Annotated in this window: 12 protein-coding genes, 1 tRNA gene and 1 rRNA gene; 6 read left to right on the top strand and 8 right to left on the bottom strand. The window is 71.9% G+C overall.

What is annotated here, in order from left to right; genetic code table 11:
* Nucleotides 1-146: 146 nt before the first annotated feature.
* From MFF58_RS24465 to MFF58_RS24450, 4 genes are all read right to left on the bottom strand, one after another.
* On the bottom strand, nt 147-1,301 hold the full coding sequence (locus MFF58_RS24465; protein ID WP_238291629.1) for a substrate-binding protein: 1,155 nt from the start codon (nt 1,299-1,301) through the stop codon (nt 147-149).
* 44 nt (nt 1,302-1,345) lie between these two features.
* Nucleotides 1,346-2,191 carry a nitrilase family protein gene (locus MFF58_RS24460; protein WP_238291628.1) on the bottom strand — a complete coding sequence of 282 codons (846 nt, stop codon included), beginning with the start codon at nt 2,189-2,191 and terminating at the stop codon, nt 1,346-1,348.
* A gap of 172 nt (nt 2,192-2,363) precedes the next feature.
* Complete coding sequence (locus tag MFF58_RS24455; RefSeq protein ID WP_238291627.1) at nt 2,364-2,990, bottom strand: ANTAR domain-containing response regulator; 627 nt, start codon at nt 2,988-2,990, stop codon at nt 2,364-2,366.
* Entirely contained in the window at nt 2,987-4,141 is a 1,155-nt protein-coding gene (locus MFF58_RS24450; protein ID WP_238291626.1) for a transporter substrate-binding domain-containing protein, read from the bottom strand. The genes MFF58_RS24455 and MFF58_RS24450 overlap by 4 nt, the downstream gene beginning before the upstream one ends.
* A 459-nt stretch (nt 4,142-4,600) precedes the next feature.
* Between MFF58_RS24450 and recD2 the strand changes: the two genes are divergently transcribed.
* The 3 genes from recD2 to MFF58_RS24435 all read left to right on the top strand — a co-directional run bounded on the left by recD2 (nt 4,601) and on the right by MFF58_RS24435 (nt 9,668).
* On the top strand, nt 4,601-6,796 hold the full coding sequence (gene recD2 / locus MFF58_RS24445) for an SF1B family DNA helicase RecD2 (protein WP_238291625.1): 2,196 nt from the start codon (nt 4,601-4,603) through the stop codon (nt 6,794-6,796).
* Between the two features lie 221 nt (nt 6,797-7,017).
* The gene (locus tag MFF58_RS24440) at nt 7,018-7,338 is read left to right on the top strand and encodes a DMT family transporter (protein ID WP_238291624.1); all 321 of its coding nucleotides are present in this window, start codon (nt 7,018-7,020) and stop codon (nt 7,336-7,338) included.
* A gap of 167 nt (nt 7,339-7,505) precedes the next feature.
* A complete protein-coding gene (locus MFF58_RS24435) occupies nt 7,506-9,668 on the top strand; it encodes a molybdopterin-containing oxidoreductase family protein (protein ID WP_238291622.1) in 2,163 nt (720 codons plus the stop codon).
* 6 nt (nt 9,669-9,674) lie between these two features.
* Here MFF58_RS24435 and MFF58_RS24430 read toward each other — a convergent pair whose 3' ends face one another.
* The gene (locus MFF58_RS24430; protein WP_238291621.1) at nt 9,675-10,232 is read right to left on the bottom strand and encodes a DNA-3-methyladenine glycosylase; all 558 of its coding nucleotides are present in this window, start codon (nt 10,230-10,232) and stop codon (nt 9,675-9,677) included.
* 251 nt (nt 10,233-10,483) lie between these two features.
* Between MFF58_RS24430 and MFF58_RS24425 the strand changes: the two genes are divergently transcribed.
* The gene (locus MFF58_RS24425) at nt 10,484-12,214 is read left to right on the top strand and encodes an adenylate/guanylate cyclase domain-containing protein (protein WP_238291620.1); all 1,731 of its coding nucleotides are present in this window, start codon (nt 10,484-10,486) and stop codon (nt 12,212-12,214) included.
* A 43-nt stretch (nt 12,215-12,257) separates the two neighbouring features.
* Here the strand turns inward: MFF58_RS24425 and MFF58_RS24420 are convergent, their stop codons facing one another.
* Nucleotides 12,258-13,481 carry an MFS transporter gene (locus tag MFF58_RS24420; protein ID WP_238291619.1) on the bottom strand — a complete coding sequence of 408 codons (1,224 nt, stop codon included), beginning with the start codon at nt 13,479-13,481 and terminating at the stop codon, nt 12,258-12,260.
* Nucleotides 13,482-13,574: 93 nt separating this feature from the next.
* On the opposite strand from MFF58_RS24420, the gene gcvA reads away from it, so the two are divergent.
* Nucleotides 13,575-14,462 carry a transcriptional regulator GcvA gene (gcvA, locus tag MFF58_RS24415; protein ID WP_238291618.1) on the top strand — a complete coding sequence of 296 codons (888 nt, stop codon included), beginning with the start codon at nt 13,575-13,577 and terminating at the stop codon, nt 14,460-14,462.
* Between the two features lie 123 nt (nt 14,463-14,585).
* Entirely contained in the window at nt 14,586-16,730 is a 2,145-nt protein-coding gene (locus MFF58_RS24410; protein ID WP_238291617.1) for a helicase-related protein, read from the top strand.
* Nucleotides 16,731-17,325: 595 nt separating this feature from the next.
* On the opposite strand, the gene MFF58_RS24405 is transcribed toward MFF58_RS24410, so the two are convergent.
* Nucleotides 17,326-17,402 (bottom strand) — tRNA-Met (locus tag MFF58_RS24405).
* A 107-nt stretch (nt 17,403-17,509) separates the two neighbouring features.
* A 5S ribosomal RNA gene (rrf, locus tag MFF58_RS24400) occupies nt 17,510-17,604 on the bottom strand; the annotation flags it as partial.

Raw genomic sequence — 17,604 nt, 5'->3', positions numbered from 1 at the left:
GGGGTCGGGAGAGGGGCGCGACGTGGCCGGGAGAGACGTGGCCGGGAGGGATGCGACTCGCAGGGCGGGCGGAACCCGATCCTGCACCGTCGCCCCCTCCCCCGCGGAGGGGGAGGGCGATGCGCGGCGCCCTCAATCCCCTCCGGTCACGGCAGTTTCGGGCACTGCGCGCCGGGATCGACGTCCGTGAAGGTCCCGGCGACCTTCACGGTGCCGTCCTTCTGGATCTGGCCGAGATACATGGTCAGCGGCGCGTGGTGCTGCTTGCTCATGGTGATCGTGCCCCGCGGCCCGGTGACGCTCACCGTCGGCAGCGCCTCCAGCACCTTGGCGGTCTCGGTCCCGCCCGCCTTCTCGACGGCGGCCTTGTAGAGGTAGATCGCCTCGTATTCCGGCACCGAGAGGTCGTTCGGCGTGCGCAGCTCCGCGCCGAACTTCTTCTGCATCGCCGCCAGGAAGGCCTTGTTCTCCGGGCTGTCGATCCCGGTGACGTAGGAGGCCGAGAGGTAGACGCCCTCGGCGTCGGCGCCCATGCTCTTGGCGGTGCCCTCGTCCAGCGCGAGGTTGGCGAAGGGCAGGGTCACGCCCGCGCCGCGCAACTGCTTGGTCAGCGTCACGTTCGGCGCGCCGCCCGCCGTCGAGGTGATCAGCGCGTCGGGCTTGGCCTCCTTCAGCTTGGAGATGATCGCCGTCCAGTCGCTGCCGTCCATCGGCAGGTATTCCTCGCCCAGAACCTTGCCGCCGGTCTTCTCGACGTAGCTCTTGGCGAAGCCCAGCATGCCGCGGCCGAAGGCGTAGTCGCTGCCGATCAGGAAGTAGGTCTTGGCGCCCTTCGCCTTGAACGCGTCCACCACCGGCGGCACCTGCTGCTCCGGCACCCAGGCGTTCACGAACATGTTCCTGTTGCAGGAATGGCCCTCGTAGAACGACGTGTAGATGTACGGCACCTTCCCCTTCGTGACGGCGGGCAGGCCGGCGTTGCGGGCCGCGCTCGTCTCCATGGAGATCAGGACGTCGACCTTCTTCTGGTAGATCAGGCTGTCGAAGGCCTTCTGGGCGCCGGCCGCCCCGGAGGCGTCGTCGGCCACCTCCAGGACGAGCTTGCGGCCGAGCACGCCGCCCTTGGCGTTGATCTCCTCCACGGCGAGCTCGGCCGACTGCACCACCGAGGGGGCGACGACGCTGTTGGCGCCCGACAGGCCGATCGGGATGCCGATGACGATCGGCTTGCCGTCGGCGGCCTGCCCGGCCGTGGCGGCGAGGGCGAGCGCCGCGGCGCCGACGAGGGACCATTTCACCATGAACGAACTCCTTGGGACGGACAGGGGCGGGTGCGGATCTCGGCTCAGCCGTAGATGTCGGTGCGGCGGTCGCGCAGGAGCGAGTTGAACGCGTTCAGGTCCTTGCGGCCGGCCGCGTCGAGGTCGACCAGCGCCGACAGGATCTCGGTCCGGTCGCGGCTGGCCGGACCGGCCAGCGGCCAGCCCGTGGCGCCGATGATCAGGCTCTGGCCCTCGAAGGGCTGGCCGCGCTCGATTCCGACCCGGTCGGCGCAGGCGATGAAGAGCCCGTTCGTGTGGGCGGCGGCCCGGTGCAGGGTGTTGGCCATGGCGGCCTCGCCCTCGGGCTGGTCGGGCATCGGCACCCAGTTGGTGGGGATGCAGACGATCTCGGCCCCGCCCAGTGCCAGCCGCCGGAAGGTCTCGGGGAACCAGCCGTCGTAGCAGATGGCGACGCCGACCTTGCCGAGGGCCGTGTCGAAGACCGGGAAGCCGAGATCCCCCTTCGCGAAGAACACGTTCTCCCGGTCCCAGAGATGCGCCTTGCGGTAGGTGCCGATATAGCCCTCCGGCCCGACGATCACGGCGGCGTTGTAGAGGACGTCGCCGGCCGATTCCGCGATCCCCGCCACGATGTGGACGCCGAGTTCCGCGGCGAGCGCCGCCCAGGCCCGGGTGGTCGGGCCGTCCGGCACCGGTTCGGCCAGCGCGGCGGCCTCCGCGGCGGATTCGAACACGTAGCCGGTGCTGGCGAGTTCCGGCAGGACGATCAGCCGACCGCCCTCCGCGGCGGCCGCGCGGACGAGGTCCGATGCGCGCGCCACGTTGTCCGCGACCGCGCCGAGCTGCGGCTCGAACTGGATGCAGGACACCCGTATGGGCGGCCGTGCGGTCGCGTTCGCTGGGATCATGCGGGCTCCAAAACGCAAAAAGCCCCTGGACGCGGACGGTACGCCGCGGACCAGAGGCTCCAAAGCCGAGATGCGCTGCAGCAGCGCTGCAGCCGGGCAACCTTGCCCTATCCGAGGACGATACGCCTCAGGATACGGACCGCAAGGCCATATTTGCGGCACGCTGCCGCGATCAGGGCTTTTCGGCCAACGCGATGCGCAGGCCGAGACCGCTCATCGCCTCGTGGGCCGACACCACGCCCTCGGCGACGCTCGCCATCGGCACCCGGGACGCGGTGGCCCGATCCCGGAGCATCTTGTAGGCGGCATCCTCGTCGATCCGGTTCAGCTCCACGAGCAGCCGGACCGCCCTCTCGACGGTGCGGCGGCCCTTCATGGTCTCCTCCAGGCGGTTGATCTTGCTGGTGAGCCGTCCCTCGTAGCCGCGCCGGTAGCGCGCCAGGGCGAACTGGGTGAGCACGCCCCGCGGGTGGAGCGGCTTGTTCAGCACCCCGTGGGCGTTCACGTCGGCGATCGCCTTCAGCGAGGTCGGGCTCTCGTAGGCCACGATGGCGATGACGGCGGGCTCGGTCTCCTCGATCGAGGGCAGGAGGTGCATCACCTGCGCGTCGTCGAGCTGGATGAACAGCGTGTCGATCTCCGGCGGCAGGGCGGCCGGCGGCGGCCAGGCCAGGGAGACCGCGCAGCCGAGGCGCCGCAGCTGCTCGAGGAGCGCGGCGCCCTCCTCGTCCTTGGGGTGGATGACGAGGGCGCGGGCCCGTCTGAGGTCGTCCAGGATCTTGCGGGCTGAGGCGGTCACGCGGCGAGCCCCTCCTCCAGCCAGTTCGTCTCGAACCGGGACCACGCGAGGTAGGGGTCGGGCCGCACCGGCCGGCGCGCCCGCCAGACGACGTCGAATTGCCCGTCCGCACGGGCGACGCCGATGCCGGGGGTGAGCCAGAGGTGCCGCGTCTCGCCGTCGAAGGCGAGTTCGCCCTCCGGCGCCGCGAAGCGCTGCCGCAGGGCCGCCGCGCCGAGGCGCTCGGCATCGAGGGTGCCGGCCTCCGCCAGCGCCCGGGCGAAGAGGTGGACCTGCGCGTAGGCGGTCTCCGACCACATGCTGGTCGGGCGATCGAGCCCGAACCGGGCCTGGAAGGCCGTCACGAAGCGCCGGTTCTCCTCGGTCGCCAGGGCGCCGAAATACGGGGCGGCCAGGACATGGCCGGCGCAGTGTTCGGGGCCGATCGCCCGGATCTGCCCCTCCGCCATGGTCAGGCTGGCGATCGGGCAGCGGGCGCGGTCGATCCCGGATTCCGCGTAGGCCCGGTAGAGCCGCTCGGCGCCGCGCCCCACCACCGTGGAGAACACCGCATCCGGCGCGGCGCCACGGATCTCCGCGATCATGGCTGCGTGGGCCGCATCATCCGCGTCCAGCGGCGCGTAACGCTCGCCGACGATCGTCCCGCCCTTCGCCTCGATCAGGTCGCGCATGACCCGGTTCGACTCGCGCGGGTAGATGTAGTCGGAACCGATCACGAAGATCCGCGGGCCGTGCTCCTGCAGGAGGTAGTCGGCCAGGGCGAAGACGTTCTGGTTGAGGGTCGCGCCGGTGTAGATGATATTCTCCGAATACTCGAAGCCCTCGTAGATCGACGGATACCAGAGCAGGCCGTTGTGCCGCTCGACGGTCGAGAGCACCGACTTGCGGCTGGCCGAGAGCGAGCACCCGAAGACCACCTCGACCCCGTCCTCGGCGAGCATGCGCCGGGCGAGATTGCGGTAGGCGTCGTTGTCGCCCGCGGGGTCGTAGCAGACCGGTGCGATCGGACGTCCGAGGACACCGCCGGCCTGGTTGATCTCCTCGATGGCAAGTGCCGTGCCGAGGAAGTGCTCGGTCTCGGTGACGCCGCTCACCCCGCTGCGGGAGAACAGGACGCCGACCCGCCACGTCGCCTCATCCTTGACCGCCATGGTCCCTCCGGGCTCGCCGCAGGCCCCCGGGCGGCGGCTGCGTGACGAACCGTCCTACCCGACGGACAACCCCCGGTGGAAGCCGATAGAGTCGCGGCGGCGCGTCGGCGCCGTCCGGACGACGGTGGTCCGGCCCGGATCCGCCGCCTGGACGGCGCCGCGGCGGAGGAGGACCGGCAGATCGGGTGTTCGGGGCACGAAGCCGCCGGCACGGAGGCGGACGGATCCGGGTTCCATCGGGGCTCCGCGGGACGCTTGAACCAGGGCGCGGGAACCAGGGCGCGTCGACGAGGGCGCGTGACGACGCGTCGCGGCGGCAAGTCCGGCCGCAGGGCCGCGCCGCCGTTGCTCCGCTCCCCGGCAGGTCCGATCTTCAACGTCAGGATGTGCCACACCGGGCCCATCCGCGCCGGCCGAGGCCCGAAGCCGAGGCCCGTCGCCAAGGCCCGACGCCAAGGCATGAACCAGCGAGCGACGCCACACCCCTCCGAGCGCGGCCAGCCCGTCGAGGCGCTGGCCGGGACGATCGAGCGCGTCACCTTCCACAGCCCCGAGACCGGCTTCTGCGTGCTCAAGGTCCAGGCGCGCGGCAAGCGCGACCTCGTGCCGGTGATCGGCCACGCGCCGGCCATCGGGGCGGGCGAGTGGATCACCGCCACCGGCATCTGGCACACGGACCGTCAGCACGGCCTTCAGTTCAAGGCCGACACCCTCAAGGTCACGCCGCCGACCGGGATCGCCGGTATCGAGAAGTACCTCGCCTCGGGCCACATGCGCGGCATCGGCCCCGCCATGGCCAAGCGCATCGTGGCGGCCTTCGGGGAAGGCACGTTCGAGATCATCGAGGCCGAGCCCGGCCGCCTCACCGAGGTCGGCGGCATCGGGCCGAGGCGCGCCGCCCGCATCGTCGCCGGCTGGGCCGAGCAGAAGGCCGTGCGCGAGATCATGCTGTTCCTGCACGCCCACGGGGTCGGAACGGCGCGGGCGGTGCGGATCTTCAAGACCTACGGCCACGAGGCGATCGCGGTCATGACCGAGGATCCCTACCGGCTGGCGAAGGACATCCGGGGGATCGGCTTCAAGACCGCCGACGCGATCGCGATGAAGCTCGGGCTGGCCCCGGAGGCCCCGCAACGCCTGCGGGCCGGGATCTCCTTCGCGCTGCAGACCGCCACCGACGGGGGCCACTGCGCCCTGCCGGTGGCGGAGCTCGTCGCGCTGGCGGGGGAGCTGCTGGGCGTGGAGGCGCCCCTGATCCGCACGGCGCTGCTCGAGGTTCTGGAGACCGGCGCGGTCGTGCAGGACATCGTGGGCGACAAGGCCTGCATCTTCCTCGCAGGCCTGCACGCCGCCGAGCGCGCCATCGCCGAGAGGCTGCTCCGGCGGGCGACCGGCGCGCCGCCCTGGCCCGAGATCGACCTCGCCCGGGCCCTGCCCTGGGTGACCGAGAAGACCGGCAAGACGCTCTCGCCCTCGCAGGAAGAGGCGGTGCGGCGCGTGCTCGGCGCCAAGCTCGCGGTGGTGACGGGCGGGCCGGGGGTGGGCAAGACCTCGACCCTGGACACGATCCTGCGGATTCTGCGGGCGAAGGGCGTGCGGGTGCTGCTCGCCGCCCCCACCGGCCGGGCCGCCAAGCGCATGAGCGAGCAGACCGGGCTGGAGGCCAGGACGATCCACCGGCTGCTGGAGATCGACCCCAAGCACGGCGGCTTCTCGCGCAATGCGGAAAACCCCCTCCCCTGCGACCTCCTCGTCATCGACGAGACCTCGATGGTCGACGTGCCGCTGATGAACGCCCTGACCAAGGCGGTGCCCGAGCACGCGGCGCTGCTGCTGGTCGGCGACGTCGACCAGTTGCCCTCGGTCGGGCCGGGACAGGTGCTCGCCGACGTGATCGCCTCCGGCGCCGTGCCGGTGGCGCGGCTCACGGAGGTGTTCCGGCAGGCGGCCGAGAGCCGGATCGTCGTGAACGCCCACCGGATCAACGCGGGCCGGATGCCCGAGCCGGCCCCGCGCGGCGCGGAGAGCGACTTCCACCTCATCGCGATCGACGATCCCGAGCCGGCCGTCGAGACGCTGATCGAGGTGGTGACGCGGCGCATCCCGGCCCGCTTCGGCCTCGACCCGGTGCGCGACGTGCAGGTGCTCACCCCGATGCAGCGCGGCGTGCTCGGCGCGCGCAACCTCAACCACGCCCTCCAGGCGGTGCTGAACCCGAACCCGCCGGTCTCGGTGGAGCGGTTCGGCTGGCGCTTCTCCCCCGGGGACCGGGTGATGGAGAGCCAGAACGACTACGACCGCGAGGTCTTCAACGGCGACCTCGGCACCGTGGCGCGCATCGACGCCGACGAGGGCGCGGTGATCGTCGACTTCGAGGGGCGGGAGGTGATCTACCCCTACGGCGAGCTCGACACGCTGGTGCCGGCCTACGCCACCACCATCCACAAGTCGCAGGGCTCGGAATACCCGGCGGTGGTGATCCCGGTGGCCATGCAGCACTGGACCATGCTGGCGCGCAACCTCCTCTACACGGGCGTGACCCGTGGCAAGCGGCTGGTGGTGCTGCTCGGGCAGCGCAAGGCCGTGGCGGTGGCGGTCCGCGGCGGCACGATGAAGCCCCGCTGGACCAAGCTGCGGGAGTGGCTGGGCGGGTGAAGGCCCGGGCGCGGAAGGAGCCGCTTCTCGCCCTCCCCTCCGCGGGTGATGGCGCGGGGCGGATTCCGCCGTTCAGCCTCACGGGACCATCGACCCGCCGGCGGCCTTGAACGCCGGCGCTGCAGCACCAGCTAGGCCGTGCGAGGCCACGTCCTCCCTCCGCGCCTGCCAGCGCGCGGAGCACAAGCCCGGGACGGCCCGGCCCTTTCAGGAGGGCCGCCATGGCCTGGATCTGTCTCGTCGCCGCCGGCCTGCTGGAGGTCGCGTGGTCCTACGCGATGAAGCAATCCGACGGCTTCACCCGCCCCTGGCCGACCACCATCATGGTCGCCACGATGGTGGGCAGCGTCGGCCTCCTCGCCCTGTCCATGCGCACCCTCCCCCTCGGCACCGCCTACACGATCTGGACGGGCATCGGCGCCGTCGGCGCCTTCGCGGTGGGCGTCACGGTCCTGGGCGAGCAGGCCTCGCCCGCCCGGCTCGCCGCCGCCGGCCTGATCGTCGCCGGCCTCGTCACCATGAAGCTGGCGGGCGATGCCTGACGCGCCCAGGATCCGAACTATGACGCAGGACTAGACTGCGTATCTCCGAACTCACCGGCGACAACGCGGCGAGATTGGTAATTTTGTTCCTCCTGCTGTACGCAACAGGGGGGTCAGCGATCGAAGTCCGCCGGACAAAGAGGCTTCACGCTCCCCCCGGAGGACCCATGAACGAGATCGTCAAGCCCGACTCCCTGATCATGGCCGAGGCCCAGAGCCTGACCGAGACCTTCTTCGGGGGCTGCCCGCACGATTGCCCCGACACCTGCTCCATGCTGTTCGACGTCAAGGACGGCCAGCTCCAGGGCGTGCGCGGCAACCCGGACCACCCGATGACCCGCGGCGGTCTCTGCGTGAAGCTGAAGGATTACGAGAAGCGCCACTACCACCCGGATCGGCTGCTCTATCCAATGAAGCGGGTCGGCCCGAAGGGGTCGAAGCAGTTCGAGCGGATCACCTGGGGCGAGGCGCTGGACACCATCGTGTCGCGCTGGAAGGCGATCATCGACCAGTACGGTCCGCAGGCCATCGCGCCCTACAGCTACCTCGGCAACCAGGGGCTGGTGCACGGGCTGAACGGCGGCGATGCCTTCTTCAACCGGATGGGCGCCACCGTGACCGAGCGGACCTTCTGCGGTGAGGGCTCCTGCACGGCCTGGCTCCTCACCGTCGGGCCGACCGCCGGCCTCGACCCCGACAGCTACATCCACTCCAAGTACATCGTGATCTGGGCCTGCAACTCGGTCAGCACGAACCTGCACCACTGGGCCATCGTCAAGGACGCCCAGAAGAAGGGCGCCAAGGTCGTCGTGATCGACGCCTACGCGTCCCGCACCGCTAAGGCGGCCGACTGGCACATCGCCCCGAAGCCCGGCACCGACGGGGCGCTCGCCATGGCGCTGATCAACTCGATCATCGCGCAGGGGCTCGTCGACCAGGACTACGTCGACAACCACACGGTCGGCTTCGAGGAGCTGAAGGAGCGGGCCGCTCCCCGGACGCCCGAATGGGCCTCAGAGATCACCGGCGTGCCGGCCGACGACATCCGCACGCTGGCCCGCGAACTCGCGACGGCGCAGCCCGCCGCGATCCGCATGGGCGTGGCGCTGGAGCGCCACTACGGCGGCGGCCAGACCATCCGGGCCGTGACCTGCATTCCGGCGTTGACCGGCGCGTGGCGCCATGTCGGCGGCGGCGTCACGCAGTTCGGCGTGTGGGAGCACCCCTACAAGTTCGACGTGATGTGCCGGCCCGATCTGATCCCGGAGGGGACCCGCGTCGTCTCGAATCTGCAGATCGGCCGCGCGCTGACCGGCGAGATGCAGCTCGATCCGCCGATCATGTCCATGATGTGCTGGAACTCGAACCCCGTCACGCAGGCGCCCGAGACCGACAAGATCGTCGAAGGCCTGATGCGCGAGGACCTGTTCATGGTCTCGGCCGAGCACTTCATCTCGGACACGGCCTCCTACGCCGACATCCTGCTGCCGGCGACCATGGGCGCCGAGATGGAGGACATGATCCTCTCCTGGGGCCACCTCTACCTGACCTACAACACCAAGTGTGCGGAAGCCCCCGGCGAGGCGATCCCGAACAACGAGATCTTCCGGCAGCTCGCCGCCCGGCTCGGCTTCGAGGAAGAGAACTTCAAGTGGACCGATAGCGAGTGCTTGGAGCACTACGTCGATTGGAACGCCCCGGCCTGCGAGGGCATCGACCTCCAGTACATGCGCGAGCACGGCTTCGCGCGCCTGAAGGTCGGCACGCCGGACGACCGCGCGCCGCACCGGGAGGGGAACTTCCCGACGCCGACCGGCAAGTGCATGCTGAAGGTCGAGGGCGCCACCAACTTCGTCGCCCCGCCGTTCCGGCAGATGTACGAGGGTTTCCAGCCCGGCGAGGCGCTCGATCCGCTGCCCGACTACCTCGGCCCGCGCGAGAGCCATACGAACGACCCGGAGCTGGCCAAGCGCTTCCCGCTCAACATCGTCTCGCCCAAGAGCCACTACTTCCTGAACTCCTGCTACGCCAACATGGAGGACAAGCAGAAGGGTCAGGGCGAGCAGTTCGTGATGATCAACCAAGCCGATGCCGATGCCCGCGGCATCCGGGACGGCGACCGGGTGCAGGTCGCCAATGACCGCGGGGCCTTCAAGGGCGTGGCGCGCATCACCGACGACGTGAAGGCCGGCATCGTGGTGGCGACGCTGGGCTACTGGCGTCAGCTCAACGAGGGCACGGTCAACAGCATCTCGTCCGGCGCCTTCACCGACATGGGCCACGCGCCCTCGTTCTCCGACAACCTCGTCGAGGTGGCGCGGGCGAACTGAGCCGGCTCAGGGGGCGACCCGACGCGCCGGCCGGCTGACGAACCGGGAACCGGCCAGCAGGAAGCGCCACGGCGTCTCGGCGCCGCGGCTGATCCCGATGCGCCGGTCGCTCACCACCGCGGCCGGCGCGGCGCGGGGCTCGAACCGGAACGGCGCCCGCGCCAGCGGCGCCCCGTCCAGCGCGTCGGAGACGCCGAGGGCCTGGGCGAGGCGACCGGGCCCGGCGCAGAGCAGCCGCGGCGCCTCCGTGCCCCTTCGCGCCGCCATGGCGGTCAGGCCCTCCGTCGGCTCGAGCGCCCGGAGCAGCACCGCGCTGCCGGGCTCGCAGACGAGGTTCAGGCACCAGTGCATCCCGTAGGAGCGGTAGACGTAGGCGTGGGCCGGCGGCCCGAACATGCTGGCGTTGCGCCGGGTCGGCCCGGCGAAGCTGTGGGAGGCCGGATCGGTGCGGTCGTAGGCCTCGGTCTCGACGATGACCCCGCCCGCGTCGCCCACGAACAGCCGGGCGCCGATCAGCTCGGCGGCCACCGCGGCGGCGCTGCGGGCGAAGAAGGATTCCAGCATCGGCTTTCCGGGTTCGGGGCGGGGACCGGATCCCGCGCGGGAAGGCCGCCCGCGCCGAGTTCCGAACCGGGACGTGTGCATCCGGTCGGCCATGGGGAAGGGCAAGGCGGAACGTCTTCGGCGTCCCGAGGACCGGCCGGAGCGCGCGCACGAAGGGGCGAAGCGAAATAAATCGGACGCGGCCGAAGTCTTGCTGGTACGAGAGCCGGCCAACAGGCGGGCAAGCGGCCGATCCCAACGGACCTCCCAGCATGATGCGCACCCTACCGATCGCGCCGCTGCGTTCCGCCGAGCCCGGCGCGCCCGACCGCGCGGCCGCGCCCGTCTCCCGGGCGCGCGGCCTCCTGACCCTGCGCCGCCTCCGGCTGGGCAGCGGCCTCGTGCTGTTCGGCTACGTGCTGACCCACCTGATCAACCACGCGCTGGGCAACGTGTCCCTCGACGCCATGGAGGACGGCCTCGACGTCGTCACGGCCCTGTGGCTCAACCCCGTCGGCCTGTCGCTCCTGTACGGCGCGCTGCTGATCCACCTGCTGCTCGGGCTCCAGGCCCTCTACGCGGCCCGCTTCTTCCGCTGGCGGCCGTCCGAGACCCTGCAGCTCGTCTCCGGTCTGCTGATCCCGCCGCTGCTCATCAGCCACGTCGTCGGCACCCGGGTCTCCTTCGTCACCGAGGGGCTCGACAAGGGCTACGCGCAGGAACTCTACGCCTTCTGGGTGGCCTCGCCGCCGCTGGGCCTGATGCAGGTCGCCGTCCTGGTCGTCGCCTGGATCCACGGCTGCATGGGCCTGTATTTCTGGCTCCGGCTGAAATCCGCCTTCGGGCGCGCGGCACCCTGGCTGCTGGCGCTCGCCGTCCTGGTGCCGGTCCTGTCGCTGCTGGGCTTCGCGCAGGGCGGCCGGATGATCCTGACCCTGGCGCAGGACCCGGCGTGGCGGGCCGAGGCCCTGCGGCCCGTCCATGTCGGTCTGCCCGATCAGGTGGCGCGGCTCGTCGCCATCCGGAACGGGATGCTGGCCACCTATGCGGGGTTGGTGGCGGCGGTCGTCGCGGCCCGCGGCGCCCGGACGCTCGCCGAGGTCAAGCGCGGCACGGTCCGGCTCAGCTACCCGGACGGCCGGGTCGTGCGGGTGCCCCGGGGCACCAGCGTGCTGGACGCGAGCCGGCGCAACCGGATCCCCCATGCCAGCGTCTGCGGCGGACGCGGCCGGTGCTCGACCTGCCGGATCCGGGTGACGGACGGCAGTGACGGCGCGCCCAGCCCCGGCCGCACCGAGCGGGCCGTCCTGGAGCGCATCGGCGCCGGGCCGGGGGTACGCCTCGCCTGCCAGTTCCGGCCCGAGACCAACATGGCCGTGGTGCCGCTGCTGCCGCCGCAGCCCCGCGCCCGGCAGGCCGACCTCCTCGACCGGGCGCAGTCCGGCGAGGAGCGCTTCATCGTGGCGATGTTCGTGGATCTCCGCGGCTCGACGCGGCTCGCCGAGGAGCGCCTGCCCTACGACACGGTGTTCATCATCAACCGCTTCCTCGGCGCGGTGGGCGACGCCGTGCGGGAGGCCGGGGGCTCGACCAACCAGTTCCTCGGCGACGGGCTGCTCGCGCTCTTCGGCCTGGAGAGCGAGCCCGAGGCGGCGGCCCGGGACGCCCTGCGGGCGGTGGACCGCATCGCCGAGGCGGTCGACACCCTGAACGGCCTGCTCGCCGCCGACTTGGAGCACACCCTCCGGTACGGGATCGGCCTCCATGCCGGCCCGGCGATCGTCGGCGCGATGGGCGACGCCACCGATGCTCGCTTCACCGCGCTCGGCGACACCGTGAACGTCGCGTCCCGGCTCCAGGGGCTGACCAAGGGGCTGGGCTGCGTGGCCGTGGTGTCGGAGGCGGTCTACGCGGCGGCCCGCGTGGCGCCGGAGGCGATCCGGGACGTGGCGGTGGACGGCCGGTCCGAGGCCGTCCGGGTCAGCGCGCTGGGCAGCCTCTGAGGCGTCCGTCTTCGCGGGAGGTCCCGCCGTCCGGGGCCGCGCCTCAGGCCGGCCGCGACGCCCCGAGGCGCGGCGCCAGGGCCAGCATCAGCGGCACCACGGCGAGCGCCGTCCCGGCCGCCGCCACGGCCGCCCAGTGCGGGCCGGCCGCGTCCCCGAGCCTTCCGTAGAGCAGCGGCGCCGCGAGCGCGCTGCCGCCGAGCGTCCAGGTGTAGAACACCGCGAAGGCCCGCTCGACCCGGCCCCCCGGGGCCAGTTCCGGCACCGTCCCGTAGAGGACCGACGAGGTGCCGTTCAGCATCACGCCGAGCAGCGGCAGCAGGATCAGCCCGGGGATCAGCGGCAACACGATCACCGCCAGGATCGCGAGCGCCGTCCCGGTCTCGGTGACGATGACGGTCCGGGTCACGCCGAGGCGCTCCCCGAGGCGCCCGCACACGGCCTTGCCGAGCGCGCCGCCGACGAAGACCAGGGAGAGCGCGAGGCCCACCGTGGTCAGGGCCGCGCCCTTCTCCTGCAGCAGGAACGGCAGGTAGAGCAGGAAGGCCGGACGGGCGGCGTTGTCGAGCATCCCGATGGCGACGAGCAGCCGGAACCCCGTGGGACTCGTCGATCCCCCGGCGGCCCGATGGGGCGCCGGCCCGGCGGCCTTGCGGATTCCGCGTGACTCCGGCTCACGCGGGAGCAGGCGTCCGACCGCCGCCGCCACGACGACGCCCGCCCCGGCGATCACCCAGAGCGCGTGCCGCCACCCCGTCAGGGTCAGCAGGAGGCCGACCAGGGGCGGGACCGCCGCTTTCCCGAGATCGCCGGTGAAATTGTAGGTGCCGAGGGGGCCGCGGGCGCCGGGTCCGTAGGCCCGGGCGATCACCGCCGAGGCCAGGGGATGCTGGGTGCTGCTGCCGGCGCCGCCGAGCAGGAGGCCTATCCCGAGCCCGACGAGGCCGCCCGAGGCGCCCGCGACCGCGTAGCCGGCCGCGCTGAGGCCGGTGCCGAGCACCAGCACGGTGCGGGCCCCCCAGGCCTGGGCGAGACGGCTCGCCGGCATCTGCAGCGCCGCCAGGGCGCCGTTGTAGAGGGAGCGCAGGAACGCGAGGGCGACGTAGTCGAGGCCGAACTCCGCCTGCCAGACCGGCAGCAGCACGTAGATCAGGTCCGTGTAGCCGTCGTGCAGGGCGTGATTGACCCCGGCGGCCACCAGGGTGCGCCGGGCCTCCGGCAGGGGGACGTGTTCGGAAGACGCGGTCGGAACGGACGCGACGGACATCCAGCCATCCTTCGTGGTAGCACGCCAGGATGGCGACCTGGTGCGTGGCTGACAAACGACTTATGCTGACGCTCGCGTGAGGAAACCTGACCCATGCACCGTCGCCTGCCGCCGCTCAACGCCGTCAAAGCCTTCGAGGCGGCGGCCCGGCACGGGAGCTTCACCCGGGCGGCGGAGGAGCTGCTCGTCACCCACGGCGCGGTCAGCCGGCACGTGCAGATGCTGGAAGGCTGGCTCGGGGTGCCCCTGTTCGAGCGCCACAACCGGCGCGTGGTCCTCACCGAGGCGGGCAGCGCCTACGCCATCGAGATCGGGGCCGGCCTCGACCGCATCGCCCTGGCCACCGCCCGCCAGGCCGAGCGCGGCCGGCCGCGCCTGCTGCACGTGAACGCGCTGGCCACCTTCACGCTGCGCTGGCTGATCCCGCGCCTGTCCGGATTCCAGGTGGCCAACCCGGCGATCGAGGTGCGGCTGACGACCTCGAACGTGCCCCTGGCGCAGCTCGCGGACCCGTTCGATGTCGCGATCCGCGGCGGGCCGGACAGCCGCCCGGGCCACCGCGCGGAGCCGTTCCTGTCCGAGCGGCGCATCCCCGTCTGCAGCCCGGCGCTGCGGCGGCGCCGTCCCCTCGACCGGCCCGAGGATCTCCGGCAGCACACGCTGCTGCACGCCGCGACGCTCCCGCGGGTCTGGCCGGACTGGCTGCGGGCGGCGGGCGTGCCGGAGCTGGAGCCGCAGGCCACGGTGACGCTGGAGCACTTCTACCTGACCCTTCAGGCCGCCCTCGACGGGCTCGGGGTCGCCATGGGTCCCGAGCGGCTGATCGCCGACGACGTGGCGGCCGGCCGCCTGACCCTGCCCTTCGCGGGTCCCGCCCTGCCGGCGCGGAGCTACTACACCTACGTCCCTGAGCCGCGCGCGGAGGACCCCGCGGTCCGCGCCTTCTGCGGCTGGCTCGCGGAGGCGGCGCGGCGGCCGTGAGGCAAGGAGCGCCGACGCGCCTTCGGGGATGGCGCGCCGCCTCCGCCCGGCGCAGGGATCGGATTCGGAACGCCCCCGACCGCGTCCGGGTTGGCGTGAGACGCTTCTGCCGAAGGTGACCGCATGGCGCGCAAGCGTCTCCGCCCGACGATCGAGAGCCTGATCGACTCCTTAGGCCGGCTCGGCCTCTCGCCGGACACGGTCGACCTCGACCGGCTGCTCGTCCATCTCGAACTGCCCGATTACGGCGCCGAGGTGGAGGACGACCGCGTCGCCCGCGCCGTGCGCGAGATGCAGGCGGCCCGCGCCTTCGCGGAGGCCGGCATTCCGGCGATCCGGACGGCGATCCCCAGCCTCCGGGCCGTGGTCACCAAGGACCACCGCATCACCTGGCTGATCCGGACCGAGATCCCGCTCCTCGACAGCGGCCGCCTGGACCTGCGGCTCGACATGGCCCCCGAGCCGGAGGCGGCCGAGATCCTCGCCCGCATGGCGGCCCGGAACGACCCGGCTCACCGCCTGGAGGCCCTGCGCGACGCCGTGGCGCGCACCGCGCTCCAGGCCACCCGCGCCCTGCACAAGCCGGTCGACCGGCTGCGGGCGCAGCTCCTCGTCGACCTGCGCGAGGTCGGGGCGGACGCCGCCGCCTACATCGCCCACATGGACCGGTCGCTCCGGTCCCGGGTGTTCACCTACGGCCCGAAGCTCGCCCGCGCCCTCAACGACACGCTGACGCCGGTGCGCCGCCACGCCAAGGCGGTGGCCCGCGAGGGCTCGCGCCTGCGCCGCCTGCGCGATCAGGTCGGTTTCGGCGCCTATATCGAGCGCTTCACCGCCGCCCGGCGCCTCAACCGGAAAATCCTGTTCCACATGGGGCCGACCAATTCCGGCAAGACCTACGCGGCGCTCCAGCACCTGACGGCGGCCGAGACCGGCGCCTACCTCGCGCCGCTCCGGCTCCTGGCGCTGGAGAACTACGAGACCCTGCGCGAGCGGGGGCTGCGCGCCGGCATGATCACCGGCGAGGAGGTGCTGGGCGAGGCCAACCCCACCCACACGGCGCGCACCATCGAGACCGCCGACCTGACGCGCCCCATCGACGTCGCGGTGATCGACGAGATCCAGATGCTGTCGGATCCCGATCGCGGCTGGGCCTGGACCAACGCCCTGTTCGGCGTCGCCGCCCGCACCGTGATCGTCTGCGGCTCCGACGACGCGCTCTCGTATGTCCGCCGCGCCGCCGAGGCCGCCAACGAGTCCCTGGAGGTCATCCCCTTCACCCGGAAATCACCGCTCCTGCTCTTGGAGGAGCCGGTGCCCCTGGAGAAGGTCGAGGCCGGCGACGCCGTCGTGGCCTTCTCCCGCCGGGCCGTGCACGAGAACCGCGAGATCCTCGTCGCCCGCGGCCACCGGGTGGCGACGATCTACGGCGCCCTGTCGCCGGAGGTCCGCCGCGCCGAGGCCGCGCGCTTCCGCTCCGGCGAGGCCGACGTGCTGGTCACCACCGACGCGATCGGCATGGGCCTGAACCTCGGGCCGCTCAAGCGGATCGTGTTCTCGGCGGTGCGCAAGTGGGACGGGACCGCCGAGCGGGCGCTGACCCATTCCGAGATCCGGCAGATCGCCGGCCGGGCGGGCCGCTACGGCCACCAGGATGTCGGCTACGTGGCGGCGACCGACCCGTACGCCGCGGAGCCGATCCGCACGGCGCTCTCGGGCGCCCCGACGGCGCCCGCGGCCGACACGCGCTTCTTCGTCCGCCCGGATCTCGGGGCGATCCGCTCGGTGGCGGAGGAGATGCGCACGCACAGCCTGTACGAGGTGCTGACCCACTTCGCCCGCGCGACCTTCTACGCCGGCTCGCCGTTTCAGCCCTCGGCCCTGGAGGAGGTGCTGGAGGTCGCCCGCACGGTCGACCGGGCGCGGCTGCCGATCGAGGAGAAGTTCGCCTTCTCGGTCTGCCCGATCGACCGGCGCGACGAGATCGCCATGGGCCTGCTGGAGCGCTGGTGCCAGGCGCGGGCCGCCGGCCTCACGGTCCCGGCGCTGCGCGGCAACCTCGCGGGCGAGCTCGACTACCAAGAGCGGACCGTGAAGCTCGCCAGCGCCTATCTGTGGCTGTCGCGCCGCTTCCCCGAGACCTTCGACGACGTGGACGCCATCCGCCACATGCGCGGGCGGGCCAACGACGCCATTGAGCAGCACCTGCGCGAGACTGCCACCCGCAAGGCCGAGCGCCGGAGCCGGCGGACCGGCGGGGCGCGCTGAGGGTCAGGCAAAAAAAGAGCCGGCCCGCGGGACGCGGACCGGCTTCAGGGAAGGTGTCGGTGCCGGGGGCAGGCCGTGGACCCCGACCTTCCGGTTATGAGATCTTTCCCCGCATACCGCGCCAGACTCCGGTACAGCCAAAGACGGCCGTCGATTCTTAGATCATCCGTCGCCGTCGTTTGTACTCGCCGGTTCTTCAGCCCAGCTTGCGCGACGGCCCTGTTCGCCCTGCCGTTCGCCGAGACCCGTCCACGACACGTCCACGAGATCACGACGGACACGTGAAGGATTGGGAGGACGTGACCGAGTCCGGCCACCCATGGCCGCTCCCGTTCGGCCCTCGGCCTTCCACGATTTCGCTTCGGCCTGCGCCTTCAGGATCTCCTCTTAGGAAAGCTGAGCGCTTACCCGTCGTAGCGCGTCCGATGCGTTCGGATGGTGCCGTGCCGCCGCCAAGGTCCAGGATATTGAGCGCACCGATCTGACCCAGCGTGGCGGCCTTCTCGCAGTAGGCCAGCGCTTTGAACGGCACGGGGCGGGCCAGACAGCGGACAGCAAAAAGCCCGCCATTCCATGGGAACGACGGGCTTGTGTTTGGTTGCGGGGACAGGATTTGAACCTGTGACCTTCAGGTTATGAGCCTGACGAGCTACCGGGCTGCTCCACCCCGCGCCAAGTCTGTGCGGCTGGTCCCGGGTGCGGCGCGGGCTGGGGTGCAGCGGGCGCGGTATCCGGGGCCGGATCGGTGTTCGTGAGGAGGGATGGGTTGCGATGGGCGGGTCTGGCGGCGACCGACTCTCCCGTGTCTTGAGACACAGTACCATGGGCGCTGGCGTGTTTAACGGCCGAGTTCGAGATGGGATCGGGTTCTGGG

Source organism: Methylobacterium longum, assembly GCF_022179385.1.
Lineage (GTDB): Bacteria > Pseudomonadota > Alphaproteobacteria > Rhizobiales > Beijerinckiaceae > Methylobacterium > Methylobacterium longum.
The sequence above is the reverse complement of the archived record's forward strand: the minus strand, read 5'-3'. Positions and strand labels throughout refer to the sequence as shown.